Origin of the sequence: Flavobacterium aureirubrum (genome assembly GCF_038739835.1) — a bacterium.
GTDB classification, from domain to species: Bacteria; Bacteroidota; Bacteroidia; order Flavobacteriales; family Flavobacteriaceae; genus Flavobacterium; species Flavobacterium aureirubrum.
In genome coordinates, this window is the sequence record NZ_JBCGDO010000013.1 from 1 (window position 1) to 13,355 (window position 13,355).

General features: G+C 33.9%; 11 protein-coding genes. 3 read left to right on the forward strand and 8 right to left on the reverse strand.

The genetic code is table 11. The annotated features are described in order from the left end of the window. Positions 1 to 211: 211 nt before the first annotated feature. The 4 genes from WFZ85_RS10190 to WFZ85_RS10205 all read right to left on the reverse strand — a co-directional run bounded on the left by WFZ85_RS10190 (position 212) and on the right by WFZ85_RS10205 (position 4,076). Positions 212 to 559: a hypothetical protein gene (locus WFZ85_RS10190; RefSeq protein ID WP_342696194.1), complete on the reverse strand. Its 348-nt coding sequence runs from the start codon at positions 557 to 559 to the stop codon at positions 212 to 214. Between the two features lie 449 nt (positions 560 to 1,008). After that, entirely contained in the window at positions 1,009 to 1,506 is a 498-nt protein-coding gene (locus WFZ85_RS10195; RefSeq protein WP_342696195.1) for a hypothetical protein, read from the reverse strand. A 36-nt stretch (positions 1,507 to 1,542) separates the two neighbouring features. Further along, entirely contained in the window at positions 1,543 to 2,226 is a 684-nt protein-coding gene (locus tag WFZ85_RS10200) for a hypothetical protein (RefSeq protein WP_342696196.1), read from the reverse strand. 2 nt (positions 2,227 to 2,228) lie between these two features. Next, positions 2,229 to 4,076, reverse strand: a complete 1,848-nt coding sequence (locus tag WFZ85_RS10205; protein ID WP_342696197.1) for an AHH domain-containing protein — start codon at positions 4,074 to 4,076, stop codon at positions 2,229 to 2,231. Between the two features lie 105 nt (positions 4,077 to 4,181). On the opposite strand from WFZ85_RS10205, the gene WFZ85_RS10210 reads away from it, so the two are divergent. From WFZ85_RS10210 to WFZ85_RS10220, 3 genes are all read left to right on the forward strand, one after another. Beyond that, the gene (locus WFZ85_RS10210; RefSeq protein ID WP_342696198.1) at positions 4,182 to 4,403 is read left to right on the forward strand and encodes a helix-turn-helix domain-containing protein; all 222 of its coding nucleotides are present in this window, start codon (positions 4,182 to 4,184) and stop codon (positions 4,401 to 4,403) included. Positions 4,404 to 4,408: 5 nt separating this feature from the next. After that, positions 4,409 to 5,092 carry a ComF family protein gene (locus WFZ85_RS10215; RefSeq protein ID WP_342696199.1) on the forward strand — a complete coding sequence of 228 codons (684 nt, stop codon included), beginning with the start codon at positions 4,409 to 4,411 and terminating at the stop codon, positions 5,090 to 5,092. A gap of 74 nt (positions 5,093 to 5,166) precedes the next feature. Then, on the forward strand, positions 5,167 to 6,762 hold the full coding sequence (locus tag WFZ85_RS10220; RefSeq protein ID WP_342696200.1) for an Ig-like domain-containing domain: 1,596 nt from the start codon (positions 5,167 to 5,169) through the stop codon (positions 6,760 to 6,762). 99 nt (positions 6,763 to 6,861) lie between these two features. On the opposite strand, the gene WFZ85_RS10225 is transcribed toward WFZ85_RS10220, so the two are convergent. The 4 genes from WFZ85_RS10225 to WFZ85_RS10240 all read right to left on the reverse strand — a co-directional run bounded on the left by WFZ85_RS10225 (position 6,862) and on the right by WFZ85_RS10240 (position 13,353). Continuing rightward, entirely contained in the window at positions 6,862 to 7,626 is a 765-nt protein-coding gene (locus WFZ85_RS10225; protein WP_342696201.1) for a nitrilase family protein, read from the reverse strand. Between the two features lie 56 nt (positions 7,627 to 7,682). Next, positions 7,683 to 10,469, reverse strand: a complete 2,787-nt coding sequence (locus tag WFZ85_RS10230; protein WP_342696202.1) for a GH92 family glycosyl hydrolase — start codon at positions 10,467 to 10,469, stop codon at positions 7,683 to 7,685. Positions 10,470 to 10,573: 104 nt separating this feature from the next. Continuing rightward, positions 10,574 to 11,335, reverse strand: coding sequence for a succinate dehydrogenase/fumarate reductase iron-sulfur subunit (locus WFZ85_RS10235; RefSeq protein WP_342696203.1), 762 nt, complete (start codon positions 11,333 to 11,335; stop codon positions 10,574 to 10,576). A gap of 8 nt (positions 11,336 to 11,343) precedes the next feature. Then, positions 11,344 to 13,353, reverse strand: a complete 2,010-nt coding sequence (locus WFZ85_RS10240; RefSeq protein ID WP_342696204.1) for a fumarate reductase/succinate dehydrogenase flavoprotein subunit — start codon at positions 13,351 to 13,353, stop codon at positions 11,344 to 11,346. Positions 13,354 to 13,355 lie beyond the last annotated feature (2 nt).

Consider the following 13,355-nt stretch of genomic DNA (forward strand, 5'->3'; position numbering starts at 1 on the left):
AAACCCAAGTACCTACAAAATGTTGTCTAAAATTATTTACATCTTTGTAGTATGCTCCTTCTATTTCGCCAGTAATAATGTTACTATCATAAGCGTCAATTATTTGAGCAGATGATAAAATGGTGAAAAATAGACTTAGTATTAGTATATTAAATTTTTTCATTGTTTTTATCATAGAATGCGCTATCGGGTTAAGGATTGCAGATTTGTGCTAGTTGGTTTCGATTATAATAAATCCTTTTTCGACAATTTCAATTGTAAATTTTGAGTTTACAGGTAATCCATTTGATAAATATCCAAAAGTAGTGTCTTGCTTTATACCATTATTATAAATGTTAATTCTATAGTTACCATCACTTTTGGGTTGTTTTTTTAAGAAAATGAGTTCTTTGGACATAGTTGAATTTACTTTCAAATTATTGATTTTGATTGTATCAAAATTATTTGTAACAATTAAGCTGTCTATTTCTTTTGATGAATTGTTTTTAAGTGTAAAATTTACACTATTGGTGCAAGAAAGAAAAGCAAATGGGATAAAAAACAAAATTACTTTTTTCATTGTGTTATTGGTTGGTTGGGATTAAATTGGTTTGTGGATTTATTCCAAAATTGGGAGGGACAACATCGTCTAAAGGCGAAAGATACCTCTGCTGCGCAAAGTCTCCCGACTTTGAGCCACTAAATTATTTAAAGCGCATTTCATTAGCTATATAATGTTATACCTCTTGACTATTAATTTCATATCCTACTTTGATGCGTATTCAAATATATATAATTTGTAGATGCGTTGGTTTTTGTCTTATTTTTTATATATCCGCAAAGTCGGGCGACTTTGCGGAGCTGGGGCACGGATTGCAAATCCGCGCTGTCGGGTTTTGGGTTGATCGGGGACTTTGCGTAGCTGGTGCTGGGGGGAAAATAAAATTTTTAAGATTTTAAGTGTAAGTTGTTTAGAAAAATTCTCAGATTATTTATTCTAAATTTTAAATATTTTTGATGATGCTGTTTTCATTCGTATCTAATAAACATTTTACATCCTAAATCAAACCAACTTTCGTCTTTTTTTATAAAGACTAGTTCTACGTTTGAATTTATATTTTTAAAACCAATACCAAATATTGGTAATTTATTTTTGGAATAATATTTTTTATAAACTTCATCAGTATCTGCTACATATCCATTTTTTACAAAATAAATAGCCGATAGTAAGACCCCTCGTAAATCTTGATCATCATGTAAATATTTTAATAAACCAAACTGTTCATAAACTGAGGTTTGTTCAAACCAATCATTATCAATATCTTCTTCTTCATCTTCATACGCATCCTGAATATCCTCGGGCATTTGTGGCAAGCCAAAGAAATCTGAAATCCTATGAAATGCAATTGCAACTTGTTCATTTACCGAAATGTTTAAATTTTGAATTTCTACTAACAAATCAGAAAATTCTTTGTCAGAATCTATCCATTTTTGTATCTCATCATTAGTTAGTGTGTATTTTTTCATATCGTGTATTCTTTTGATAGCAATTAATTGAAGTAATTAATAAATGACCTTGATTCTTTTGTCAATTTCTTCTATTTCCTTAAATGCAAAACCAGTAAATTTTTGTTCTTCTATAGCATTTTTTAATCGCTCTGAAAAGTAATAGCCAATACCAATACTATCAATATTAATTAATCGAAATAAATCTAAATTTAACATTGAAAAATTTAAATACAAAATGTCGAATGTAATTAATGAACCTTTCCATATTAATCTTTCCCAATCAGTTTGATAATCATTAAAGTTTTTAAATTTCTTTTCTACTGATATATTATTTAAACTATCTTTTATTTTGAATTTTGAATTTTCAAAATCAATGAGCTCTTTTTGGCTTGGATAAGAAAGATGAAATAAAGAATAATCTTTTACAAGTTGCTTTTTATGGTAAGCATCAATTTTCCAAGACTGAAAATCTGCAATTTTAAAATCTTTTAAAAAATCTACAAAATAGTTTTTTAAAACCAAAAAAACAGTATTGTTAATAGCAGTAATGGAAATCATAGTTGTTTCTCTAGCATTATTTTGTAAAATTGGTTCAGGTAAAATAAATTGTTTTTGTATCTGTTCATTAAAGCCTAAACCAAACTCTTGAATTTCAAGAGCCTGGTTTGTTCTGATTGCTTGCGGATAAATACCTATTTCTTTGATATTGATTGATTCAATTAATTTATAGTATTTCATTTCTAGTCAATTAAATTTGAAATTTGCCCCAAATTCATATTTTGATTATTCTCAATTATTATTTTTATATGATTTATATAATTATTAATCTGTTGATATGCTATTTGAGGGGTAGGAGATATAGTATTTAGATAATTCAATCTCTGTAAAACTTTTTGACTGTATAAATTGTGACCAGTTAAATGATTTGTTGTCGGCATAGGAATACCATTTAAAGCAGAGTGCATATGAAAACCTTGGTTTGTATTTGCTTGTGCGGCTTTTTGAACTAAAGCGTTATCAGCAAAATCTCTTGGAATAAGATGATGAGCTTGTCTCGGGTCTCCGGGGAATAATCCTATTGCTGCTCTAAATTTTTTACTGTTGTAAGCACCGAAAGATATTAAATTATTGGCAGCTTTTACGGTATAAGCTAATCCATCAGCTCTTTTAGCGAACTTAATACCTGCAGAAAACCAACCCGCAACAGGTATTGTTGAAGCAAAGCTTAGTGAAGCACTAACACCATCACCTTCAATGGAATAAATAACACCATTTGTTAAATCTGCTACTTCTCCAACTACTGGCGCTAAACCAATTAAGTCTAAACCTAAATGAACCATTTCTTTTGATGCTTCCCAGTATACCTTAGCATTTTGTTGCCAGGGTTGTAAATTATTCCACCCTGCTTCTTGAGATAATTTAAATCTTGCAAGAGCACATTGCATTGAAAAGTAAACTTGCCAATAATGACTATATGCTTCTGTATCAACTACTGTATAAGGGTTTATTAAGCTATAATAATTTGAGTCAAAGAGATTTTCAAAGTAGCCATTTTGTTTTGTAACAATAGATAAATTAATTAAATAAGAAACTAATTCTTGATCTTCTTCATTTCTTGCTAAATCTATCAAACTAGAAGCAAACAACTTACTTTCATCACTCCAGTTATTTTGTCCTCTATATTGAATTAATGTATTTTGATGTTGTCGATTATTTGTAACCCATTCAAGCTGTTGCGGAGTAAGACTTTGATAAAACAAATTTATGTTGCGTATTTCGTCAACATTTTCGGGATTCAAAACAGGTGATGTGATAATTTCAGGAACTTGGTAATCTTGTGGTGCAGCTGGTGTGATAGGATCAGACGGTCCGCCTCCACCACCGCCTGGGGTGGGATTATTAGTAAATCCTGGATCAAAGTCAATCGGCGCAGTTGGTCCTCCTGTACCACCTTCGGAACACAAGCCTACAATTGAGAGGTCGTACATAAAGTTTGAGTTATTACAATTACCTGTTGCAATATGTAATGGTCCGACTGTGTTGCCTTCAGGATGTTCGCAGCATACAGTAATTGTTATTATACATGAAACAAGACTTTGAACCTCTGTAGTTCCGCCGGCATTAATTTTTGTTTTTAGAATGTCGCCCTCAAATTTAAAGGAATTGTGACCTGTAGGTAAAATTTTAGAAGGGATATATTTATAAATTGCTCCTTTTTTGTTGTTATATATATCTTTTTGTATTACTAAGTTTTCAAAGTACGATTTATCAGTTACACCATCTCTCAAAATAAGCATAGTATAAGAAGTAATGGTGTCATTTTCTATAATTCTCACTTTATCATTATAAATTGTAAATCCAAATTGATCTTCAAATGCACTTCTCGAAGTGATATTATTGTTATTCATTGAGCGCATTAGAGAATTAAATTTTTCATCTTTAAACAAATCATCAAATTTAACTTCTTTTATTTTGAACTTTTGTGACGAACGTATTTGTTCTTCATAGAGGTCTTTTTCGCAGCTACTAAATAGCATTGCTAATAGCAAAATCAAAAAAACGGGTGATTTTTTGAATAGATTTTTCATATAAACAAGTATAAAGTTATGGATAATGAACCAAAGCTATTAAATTATTTTTAATAACACAAATATGTGTTTATAGATTTTTAGGTTTATGTTCATTTTTCGGCTATGGAAATGGACGAACAATTATTTACTTCTAAATTTGGAAATCATTTAAAAGCTATTCGATTAGAAAAAGGATTATCGCAAGAAATGCTTGCTAACGATGCTGATATTCCAATTAATCAAATAGGTCGTATTGAAAGAGGGGAAATTAGTACCTCGTTGACTACCATTTATAAAATTGCATGTGCGTTAGATATTGAGGTAAAAGCGTTATTTGATTTTTAATTTTCATGTTTCACTATTTTTTTAATCTTTTCTTTCCTAAATCTTGCGCAGGATGTAGTTATCTTTTGTTAGAAGATGAAAAGGTATTGTGTACTTCGTGTCGGCATGAAATTCCGTTGACCCATCATCATACTATGAAGAATAACGAAGTGGTTCAAAAGTTTTATGGCAGAATTCCGCTGGAGTTTGGTGCGGCATTGTTTTATTTTCATAAGAAAGGGATTGTGCAGGAAATGATGCATCATTTAAAATATAAAGGGCACGAGGAAATAGGGGAAATGATAGGTAACTGGTATGCAGCAGAATTAAAAAGTGTTACTGCTTTACAAACTGTGGATTATATTGTTCCTGTGCCGTTGCACAAAAGGCGTTTGCGGGAACGCGGCTATAATCAGGTGACGCTTTTTGGGAAGGCGTTATCGGCAGAATTGGCTATTCCTTATAACGATGCTGTTTTATATAGAAAGGCTTATTCGAAGACACAAACTATGAAAAATCTGCTTGGCAGGACTGATGTTGTTGATACTATTTTTGATGTATCGTTTACCGAGTTGCATCACGGGAAACATTTTTTACTTGTTGACGATGTGATTACATCGGGTTCAACATTAGAAGCATGTAGCAGAGCGCTATTAAAAATTCCTGATGTAAAAATCAGTGTAGTTTGTATGGCAATGTCGCACAGTTAATTGTTAAGTTTACCGAAAAAGATTTCGTTGGCAGTAAATATAATTGTTATTTTGTGCAAGGAAAAAACAGTGATATGCCAAAATTTATTTTCAAATTATTTTCTCTTTTTGTTATTTTATGTTTGGTGAGTTGTGCCAAGCGTGGCACAATAACTGGTGGCGATAAAGACACTATTGCTCCTGTTTTAACGGGCAGTTTTCCTAAAAACTTTTCGACTAATTTTAACGGAAAAGAAATCAAATTGGTTTTTGACGAGTATGTGAAGTTGAAAAACTTGAACAAACAACTCATTGTTTCGCCACCTTTTAAGAATAAGCCTGAGGTTTTGCCACTAACCGCGAGTAAATTTGTCACTATCCGACTAAAAGATACTTTACTACCCAATACAACGTATAGCTTCAATTTTGGTCAAAGTATCGAAGATAATAATGAAGGAAATCCGTATCAGCAATTCAAATATGTGTTTTCAACTGGAAGTTATATTGATTCTTTGTCCATAAACGTAAAAGTGAAAGATGCTTTGGAGAAAAAAACGGATAACTTTGTTTCGGTCATGTTGTATGAAATCAACGAAAAGTTTAATGACTCTACTATTTATAAGGAATCACCACGATATGTAACCAATACGTTGGATAGTTTGGAAGTAGTCAAAATTGAAAACATCAAAGCCGGAAAATACCTTTTAGTAGCGTTGAAAGATAACGGAAACAATAAATTCAATCCAAAACTTGATAAAATCGGATTTCAAAAGCACTATATTTCTGTACCAAACGACACCATTTTTGAAGTGGAATTATTCAAAGAAGTGTTGCCGTTCAAAGCAATAAAACCAGCTCAAGCTTCCAAAAACAGACTGTTAATGGGTTATGAAGGACACCCAAAAGATGTTAAAATAACGGTTAAAAACGGTTCAGCAATTATGCCTTCTATAGTTACGCAAATGCCCAAAAAAGATTCGCTTCAAATTTGGTTTAAACCTATCAAAGCAGATTCGCTTTACGTTTCGGTTCAAAAAGAAAGTTATAAGAAGGAGTTTACCGTGAAAATTAAAGACCAAAAAAAAGATACCCTTTCAATAAGTCCAGAATATAGTGGCAATCTTCCGTTGAGAGAAAAGTTTGCATTGAATAGTTCCATTCCGTTAGTAAAGATTGACAAATCAAAAATTAGTGTTAGAAATAAAGATTCTCTTGCGGTAGATTTCAACACCGAATATGATGATTTTAATCAAAAGTTGTATTTGGATTTTAAAAGAGACGAGTTGGAAAAGTATCAAATTCAATTATTACCGGGTGCTTTGACCGACTTTTATGAAAACGTTTCCGACACTATAAACTATAGTGTTGCTACTAAAAACAGTTCCGATTATGGAAATTTAAAAGTCATTTTGGAAAACGTGAAAAAGTTTCCAGTTATTATTGAACTTACCGATAAAGACGGAAAAGTTAAAGCAACAGAATATACAGAAAACAACAATGTCGTTGAGTTTATAGCTTTGGAACCTAACAAATATACACTTCGAATAATTTATGATGACAACAAAAATGGCTTTTGGGACACGGGAAGTTTTATGGAAAAACGTCAAACGGAAGAAGTGATTTATTTTCCAAAAGAAATTGACGTTCGGTCCAACTGGGATGTGGAACAACCGTTTAATTTAGGAAAATAGTACTAATTAACATTAAGAAATTAAGACGGTAAGATTTCATTAAGTCTTAATTTACTTAATTTTTATATTAACTTAATGGTGAAAAACAATAGCCAAATTCTATTGCAAAATAAATTTGTCTCTATCATCCAGAAAGGCCAATTTACTTCGGGTTTGTAAGAGCTTTGCTTTATTCAATTCTACTATAAAAACCGCATCTGCTTCTTGTGGTTCTAAAACATATTCACCTAAAAAATCAATCACTTGTGTATGCCCAATATATTCATGGTGGTTATGGTCTTTTCCTATGCGATTAACTCCAATGGTATAACACATATTCTCAACGGAACGTGCCTTTAATAAAATATCCCATGCATTCACGCGAGGTTTTGGCCAATTAGCAACATAAAGCAAGACATCATAATTCTCTACATTTCTTGAAAAAACGGGAAAACGTAAATCATAACAAATGAGTGGGCAGATTTTATACCCTTTATATTCTAGAACCAATTTTTCTTTTCCGGCAGCATAAAACTCATTTTCTCCAGCCAATGAAAACAAATGCTTTTTGTCATACGTTTTTATTTCCCCTGTTGGAAAAACAAACACCAAACGATTGTAAAATTTTCCGTTTTCTTCGATTACTAAACTGCCTGTGATAGCAGAGTTTTTGGCTTTCGCCAGATGTTGAAGCCATAAAACTGTTTCTCCGTTCATGGTTTCGGCAACGGCTTTTGGGTTCATCGTAAAACCTGTGGAGAACATTTCGGGAAGGACAATCAAATCGACGTCTTCCATGAAGCCAGTTATTTTTTGGGCTAAATGACTTCGGTTTTCTATTGGGTTTTCCCAAATTAGGGATGTTTGTATTAGGGCAATTTTCATTTTTTTATGTTTGATAAACCCTGTCAGAGTTCAAAACTCTGACAGGGTTGAAAGTTTTATTTAATAGTGATTTCGTCAATAAAGATAAAGGCATCGCCACCAAAACCTTGATGCCATTCGGGCAATTTCCCAAAGTTATAGGCTTTGACTTTTACATATCGAGCATTTATTGGCGTTGAGATACATCGGAAATCTTTTATGCAGTTTTCTTCTTGTTTCGGATTTACGTCATTACTGCTAGTTCCAAGTAAAGTAAAATTGACATTATCCATAGAAGTATAATATTCCACTTTTGTTGGCATCAATATCCAGGAACGTTGATCTTGCAAGTAATTGGAATGAATTTCGGAAAAAGTTTTGGGCTCCTGCAAATCGACAATGGCTTCAAAATCCTGACTTTGATACCCTTGCCAATCGCCTTTACGCCAATTGGTCGTGCCGAAAATGCCGTCTAGTAAACCGTCATTTCCACCTGCGTGATATTGCGGATTGTACTTGGATTTAATTTCGATGGTGTAATTGTTTGGTTTTTTGAAAAAGGTTGCAAAAACTTCTTTACTTCTCTCAGTATGACTGTTTATGATTTGAGCGTATACAGTACAAGATTTATCTATCTCTATTGGATTTACATATCTTTGTTTATCGTGCTCAAAACTTGTATGATAATAAATAGGCATGTTGCTATTTGAAATCAATTCTACTTTCATTTTGTCCTTAAACGATTTACTTTCGGCGTGAATTACTGGAACTGGAGTAATCTTTTTTACATCCGATTCTAACATTCCAACTACTGCAACTACTTCATCGTCTGAATCTTCATCAAAATAAACCAAATCTATATCTTCTGAATTTTTTGTGATGACTTTGGTTTGTTTACTTTCAAAATTTACTTTTATTTTATCATAAAATGGAATTGATGTACTCCAAGAAACCTCTCCTGGCGTTACTGGATAAATTCCCATCGAACTCAACACATACCAAGCACTCATTTGTCCGCAGTCTTCGTTTCCAATTAATCCGTCGGGCGTGTTTTTGTAGAAATTGTTTAAAATGTAATGTACTTTTTCGGTTGTCTTTTCGGGTTTTCCAATATAGTTGTACAAATACGCCATGTGATGACTTGGTTCATTTCCATGAGCATATTGCCCAATTAATCCTGTAACATCGACTTGCTCTCTTCCTGTAGTTTTACTTTCGGAGTTGAACATTTCGTCTAGCTTGACTTCAAATCTATCGTTTCCGCCATACGCTTCGATCATTCCTGGAATGTCTTGCGGCACAAAAAAGGAATATTGCCACGAATTCCCTTCGGTGAAATTATTGTTAATTTCGCGCGGATCAAACGGTTTGTCCCAACCGCCATTTTTCTTTGGTCGCATAAAACCCGTATTCCAGTCGAAGATATTTTTCCAATTTTGAGAACGTTTCATGAAATACTCGTAATCTTCATGTTTTTTTAAAATTTGAGCCATTTGTGCAATGCACCAATCGTCGTAAGCATATTCCAATGTTTTAGAAACGCTTTCGTGTTCGTCATCCATCGAAATAAATCCGTTTTTCTTATAAGCTTCCAATCCTAAATGGTCTAACATTGCCGAATGCTTTGCGGCTTCAAAGCATTTTTCGTAATCAAAACCCGTAATTCCTTTCGCCATAGCATCAGCCATAACAGAAACCGAATGATACCCAATCATACAATCGGTTTCGTTAGACGCTAGTTCCCAAACGGGCAATCTTCCGCCTTGTTCGTATTGTTTTAGAAAGGTATTGATAAAATCGGCAGTACGTTTTTTTTCGATTATAGTATAAAGTGGATGCGCTGCTCTAAACGTATCCCAAAGTGAGAACACCGAGTAATAATCAAATCCTTCGGCAACATTAATTTTATTATCTCTACCGCGATATTTTCCGTCGATGTCTTGCGCAATATTCGGCTGAACCATCGTGTGATATAAAGCGGTGTAAAAAACAGCTAACTTGTCTTTGTCAGACTCTGTCACTTCAATTTTAGATAATTGTTTGTTCCAAATTTCTTCGGCTTCTTTTTTGACTTTTTCAAAATCCCAATGTTTGATTTCAGACATATTCAATTTTGCTCCTTCGTAACTTGTTGGCGAAAGTGACACTTTTACCAGAATTTTTTCGCCTTTTTTGACTTGTTTGGAAAAACTCATTCCAGAAATTTCTAGTATTTCTGAATTTGATTTTTTCGTTTTTGAAACTTTCATAGGAACGTTAAACTCAATTCGAGCATACACATATTGATTTCTGGCCCAAGCTTCACTTCTTCGTAAAACCTCAATAGTTTTAGTATCAATTACACGAATTTGGCCTTCTAGCAATTTATCTCTATGATTTAAATCTAAAATAATATTTGCCAATCCATTTTGATTAAAAGTATATTCGTGAAAACCTACTCGAGTTGAAGTGGTCAAGTTTACATCAATATTGTGTTTGTCTAACTTGACGGAATAAAATCCGGCAGTTGCTTTTTCATTGGAATGAGAAAAAGGAGAAGCATATATTTTATTGTCAAAAGTAGGTTCGCCCATGGTTGGCATCAACATAATATCGCCATAATCGGAAACACCCGTTCCGTTGAGATGCGTGTGTGAAAATCCGTAAATCGTTTTATCAGAATAATGATAACCTGAACAGCCATCCCAACTGCCATCAATTCGAGTGTCGGGAGACAATTGCACCATTCCAAAAGGAACAGTTGCGCCAGGATATGTGTGGCCATGACTGCCAGTTCCAATAAATGGATTGACGTATTGATGGAAGTTTTGGCTTAAAGCTAAAATAGAGAAGAAAAGAAATAGAAATGAAAGTGACTTTTTCATTGAGTCGTTTTGTTTATTTCAAAGATAAAAAAAATGCATCCAAATAAATGAATGCATTCTATTATTAAACCTCATAGGTTTTCAAAACCTATGAGGTTTGTATTTTATTTTAAACTCGCTACTAAATATTCTCTATTCATACGAGCGATATTTTCTAATGAAATTCCTTTAGGACATTCTACTTCGCAAGCACCAGTATTGGTACAGTTACCAAACCCTTCTTCGTCCATTTGACGTACCATATTTAAAACACGTTGTGTGGCTTCTACTTTTCCTTGTGGTAGCAAAGCATATTGTGAAACTTTTGCACCAACGAATAGCATAGCTGAACCGTTTTTACAACTCGCTACACAAGCTCCACAACCGATGCATGCTGCTGCCATAAAGGCTTTGTCGGCATCTTCTTTTGGAATTGGTGTTGCATTGGCATCAATCGTTCTTCCAGATGTGTTTACCGAAACAAATCCACCAGCTTGCTGAATTCTATCAAATGCGGAACGGTCAACCACTAAATCTTTTACAACAGGAAAAGCTTTACTTCGCCATGGCTCAATAAAAATGGTATCACCATCATTAAATTTACGCATGTGCAATTGACAAGTTGTTGTGCCAGTATCTGGTCCATGAGCACGGCCATTGATGTATAGAGAACACATACCACAGATTCCTTCACGACAATCGTGATCAAATGCCACAGGTTCTTGCTGTTGATTAATTAACTGTTCGTTCAATTGGTCTAACATTTCTAAAAAAGAACTGTCTGTAGAAACATTATCTAGTTTATAATCTACAATTTTACCTTTGTCTTTAGCGTTTTTTTGACGCCAAATTTTAAGTTTAATATTGATGTTTTTTCCGGTAGCCATAATTTTAATTATTTATAATTTCTTGCCGCAATTTTAATAAACTCATACTTCAATTCTTCTTTGTGAAGAACTTCTTGGCTGATATCATTTCCTTTATATTCCCATGCGCTAACAAAAGAGAAATTTTCGTCATCACGAAGGGTTTCGCCTTCGCTATCTTGATATTCTTCACGGAAATGTCCTCCACAAGATTCTTTTCGTTGTAAAGCGTCCATCGCCATCAATTGTCCTAAGTCAATCAAATCGGCAACACGAAGTGCTTTTTCTAGTTCAGGATTTAATTCGTCACTACTTCCTGGAACATATACGTCTTTGTAGAATTCTTCTTTTAAAGCTGCGATTTCGTCAATAGCTTGTTTTAATCCAGCTTCATTTCTTCCCATGCCTACTTTATTCCACATAATAAGACCTAATCTTTTATGGAAATGATCTACAGATTTTGAGCCTTTATTATTGATGAATTTTTCGATAGTCGAAGCAACTCTATTTTCGGCATCAGCAAATTCTTGCGTATCGGTAGAAATTTTACCAGTTCTAATTTCGTCTGCCAAATAATTTGAAACAGTATAAGGCAATACAAAATAACCATCAGCCAAACCTTGCATTAAAGCCGAAGCTCCAAGTCTGTTCGCACCATGGTCTGAGAAATTAGCTTCTCCAGCTACAAAACATCCTGGAATAGTGGATTGTAAATTATAATCTACCCAAACGCCACCCATAGTGTAATGCACTGCTGGATAAATTTTCATTGGGGTTTCATAAGGGTTTTCATCAGTAATCTTTTGGTACATCGCAAAAAGATTTCCGTATTTTTCCTCTAGCCATTGCTTACCTAATTTGGTAATTTCTTCTTGGCTTGGATTGTGATTTCCTTTAGCGTAAGCCGCTTGTTTTCCTTTCGTTTGAATTTCGGATGAGAAATCTAGATATACACCTTCATTGGTATCGTTTGCCTCAATGCCATGACCTGCATCACAAACTTCTTTTGCAGCTCTTGAGGAAATATCTCGTGGTGCTAAATTTCCGAATGAAGGATATTTTCTTTCTAAGAAGTAATCTCTATCTTCTTCTGCAATTTGTGTTGGTTTTAGTTTCCCGGCACGAATAGCTTCGGCATCTTCTTTTTTCTTTGGTACCCAAATTCTTCCTGAATTACGCAACGACTCAGACATCAAGGTCAATTTTGCTTGATTGGTTCCATGAACAGGAATACATGTTGGGTGAATTTGAACAAAACACGGATTAGCAAATAAGGCACCTTGTTTGTGAATTTTCCAACTAGCAGTTACATTACAACCCATTGCATTTGTAGATAAGAAATACACATTTCCATATCCACCAGAAGCGATGACCACTGCATGTGCTGAATGTCTTTCTAATTCGCCTGTGACCATGTTACGAGCAATTATTCCTCGCGCTTTTCCGTCTACTTTCACTAAATCTAGCATTTCGTGACGGCTAAACATTTTTACTCTACCTAAACCAATTTGTCTGGAAAGAGCAGAATAAGCACCTAATAATAACTGCTGTCCCGTTTGTCCAGCGGCATAAAAAGTTCTTTGCACTTGAGTTCCACCAAAAGAACGATTATCTAATAATCCGCCATATTCTCTAGCAAAAGGAACACCTTGTGCCACACATTGGTCAATAATATTCGATGATACTTCGGCTAGTCTGTGCACATTGGCTTCTCTTGCTCTGTAGTCACCACCTTTTATAGTGTCATAAAAAAGTCTGTAAACACTATCACCATCGTTTTGATAATTTTTTGCAGCATTAATTCCACCTTGCGCAGCAATAGAATGCGCTCTTCTTGGCGAGTCTTGGTAACAAAATGCTTTTACATTATATCCCATTTCACCCAATGATGCTGCAGCAGAAGCACCAGCAAGTCCAGTTCCTACCACAATAATGTCAATTTTCGGTCTATTATTTGGAGCAACAAGCTTTAAATGGTCTTTGTGATTAGTCCATTTTTGTGAAATATGTCCTTCTGGTATTTTAGAGTCTAATTTCATAA

What these genes read in the sequence shown, in the direction of transcription:
- WFZ85_RS10190 (WP_342696194.1), bottom strand. Translation starts at nt 559, where the DNA reads ATGAAAAAAGTAATTTTGTTTTTTATCCCATTTGCTTTTCTTTCTTGC.
- WFZ85_RS10195 (WP_342696195.1), bottom strand. Translation starts at nt 1,506, where the DNA reads ATGAAAAAATACACACTAACTAATGATGAGATACAAAAATGGATAGAT.
- WFZ85_RS10200 (WP_342696196.1), bottom strand. Translation starts at nt 2,226, where the DNA reads ATGAAATACTATAAATTAATTGAATCAATCAATATCAAAGAAATAGGT.
- WFZ85_RS10205 (WP_342696197.1), bottom strand. Translation starts at nt 4,076, where the DNA reads ATGAAAAATCTATTCAAAAAATCACCCGTTTTTTTGATTTTGCTATTA.
- WFZ85_RS10210 (WP_342696198.1), top strand. Translation starts at nt 4,182, where the DNA reads ATGGAAATGGACGAACAATTATTTACTTCTAAATTTGGAAATCATTTA.
- WFZ85_RS10215 (WP_342696199.1), top strand. Translation starts at nt 4,409, where the DNA reads ATGTTTCACTATTTTTTTAATCTTTTCTTTCCTAAATCTTGCGCAGGA.
- WFZ85_RS10220 (WP_342696200.1), top strand. Translation starts at nt 5,167, where the DNA reads ATGCCAAAATTTATTTTCAAATTATTTTCTCTTTTTGTTATTTTATGT.
- WFZ85_RS10225 (WP_342696201.1), bottom strand. Translation starts at nt 7,626, where the DNA reads ATGAAAATTGCCCTAATACAAACATCCCTAATTTGGGAAAACCCAATA.
- WFZ85_RS10230 (WP_342696202.1), bottom strand. Translation starts at nt 10,469, where the DNA reads ATGAAAAAGTCACTTTCATTTCTATTTCTTTTCTTCTCTATTTTAGCT.
- WFZ85_RS10235 (WP_342696203.1), bottom strand. Translation starts at nt 11,335, where the DNA reads ATGGCTACCGGAAAAAACATCAATATTAAACTTAAAATTTGGCGTCAA.
- WFZ85_RS10240 (WP_342696204.1), bottom strand. Translation starts at nt 13,353, where the DNA reads ATGAAATTAGACTCTAAAATACCAGAAGGACATATTTCACAAAAATGG.